The organism is Bathymodiolus heckerae thiotrophic gill symbiont, from assembly GCF_900128515.1.
GTDB lineage: Bacteria > Pseudomonadota > Gammaproteobacteria > PS1 > Pseudothioglobaceae > Thioglobus_A.
Genome location: NZ_FQTP01000197.1, coordinates 1 through 1,536, shown reverse-complemented (window position 1 = coordinate 1,536; position 1,536 = coordinate 1). Strand labels below are relative to the sequence as shown.

Below are 1,536 nucleotides of genomic sequence, written 5' to 3'. Positions count from 1 at the left end.
TGTCAGTCGCACAGATCATCGAGTATTACGGGGCAAGATGGAAAATCGAATCCGGATTCAAAGAGCTCAAGCAAGACATAGGTAGCCAGAAAAGCCAATGCAGAAATGCGCAAGCGGTGACCAATCACTTGAACTTCTGTATGATGGCGACAACCTTGACATGGATGTATGCTGATCGTTTGAAAACCAATCCGGAACGTCGACACAAAGTGAAGGGGCGAACCGGTTTTGCCTTTTCAGATGTTCGACGTATCATTGCCGAAGCTGCTTTGGATCCTGATTTTGAGAGGGTTTGCCCCAAATATAGCAGCTCCCCTGTTAATTCGGTGGTGGCCGTCTTGTTACGGATGGTCGCTTGATGAATTTCTAGGAAACTTCAGGTAGTAAAAACAGTGGCCTAATTAATCAATCGGGCTGATCAACAAAAAGCTATTTTCATAGAGCGTAATAACAGACTTCCTCCTATCGTGCCGGGCTTGTCCAACAAACGGTTCAGATTGTGGCTCGCTTCGCGATCACAATCTAACCTTGCTCGTTATGCTTTTGTAACTATATTTAGCCGAATTATTTGTAATAGCTCATCTGGAATATAAATAGGCAGTTCAGTGTTTTTATAATCTTTCGTATTGCGGGTGACTAGCGCATCAACCTCCGAACAAACCCCTGAAAAATATTGCACTGCATCTTCAAAATCACTAAAATCAGAGTTTACTGACAAATCTAAAACAGTAGAGTTTACATCAGAGATTTTGAATAAAGAAAGTAACTTCCGTATTCCCGCCCTTGATTCACGTTTATTTAGTGCTTTTAATAAAAGATAATCGAGTGTTGTAATAGTAGTTGCACATAAATAGCCCTCAATATCCTTTTTTTCAACATGCCCCATAAGTAATGATGAATTTACAACAAAAGACTCTCTATTTAGCAATACATCTAGGATTACATTTGTATCGAATAATACTCTCAAAGGTATTTTTCCTCTAAATGCTTTTTGTAATCATCAGTATCTACATCTTTTGATTCCAAAACACCAACTAACGATTTAGTGAGAGGAGGTAAAACCGTGTTTTTTGTGCCATTGGTTAATAATTGGAAGTAATCAGACACAACCTGAGACAATGATTTATCATGTTGTTTTGCATGGCTTTTTGCTTGCTGAATTAATGTTTCTTCTAACCTGAGTGTCAATTTAGTTTGCATGACATAGACCTTGACGTGTTATTTAACATAAATTATACGTCATGACAGAATAAAATTCAACGTATCCAAGGGGTCAGAGCACGGCGAAACCGTTCTAAACCTCTTGACTTCGGCATTAATGTATGAGTTTTCTGGAGTTGGCTGTCATTCTCAGGTAATCAAATACTCGTCGCACATTGCGAGCTAGCTTTTTAGTTATTGAAGAAACGCTCTCTTTGCTAATGGATTTAATTAATCCAATGGCAAATCTTCGTAGGCAAGTTATATTTTCAGGGCCATGGCCTGTGCTTATAGTACAGCGATCTTCATTCCAGTTCCAGTCGAGTATATAGTGAT

3 protein-coding genes and 1 pseudogene are annotated in these 1,536 nt (G+C 39.0%); 1 reads left to right on the top strand and 3 read right to left on the bottom strand.

The features are described 5' to 3' along the window. The coding region (locus tag BTHERMOSOX_RS11160; RefSeq protein WP_249360695.1) for a transposase at window positions 1–359 on the top strand (359 nt) is incomplete at its 5' end. A gap of 176 nt (window positions 360–535) precedes the next feature. On the opposite strand, the gene BTHERMOSOX_RS11155 is transcribed toward BTHERMOSOX_RS11160, so the two are convergent. The 3 genes and pseudogenes from BTHERMOSOX_RS11155 to BTHERMOSOX_RS11145 form a co-directional block, all read right to left on the bottom strand. Continuing rightward, complete coding sequence (locus BTHERMOSOX_RS11155; protein WP_138121194.1) at window positions 536–967, bottom strand: PIN domain-containing protein; 432 nt, start codon at window positions 965–967, stop codon at window positions 536–538. After that, window positions 964–1,200 carry a DUF6364 family protein gene (locus tag BTHERMOSOX_RS11150; protein WP_138121193.1) on the bottom strand — a complete coding sequence of 79 codons (237 nt, stop codon included), beginning with the start codon at window positions 1,198–1,200 and terminating at the stop codon, window positions 964–966. The genes BTHERMOSOX_RS11155 and BTHERMOSOX_RS11150 overlap by 4 nt, the downstream gene beginning before the upstream one ends. Before the next feature lie 115 nt (window positions 1,201–1,315). Next, window positions 1,316–1,536, bottom strand: a pseudogene (locus BTHERMOSOX_RS11145) (ISAs1 family transposase); the annotation flags it as partial.

Coding starts and splice junctions, on each gene's coding strand:
- BTHERMOSOX_RS11150 (WP_138121193.1), bottom strand. CDS start 1,200: ATGCAAACTAAATTGACACTCAGGTTAGAAGAAACATTAATTCAGCAA.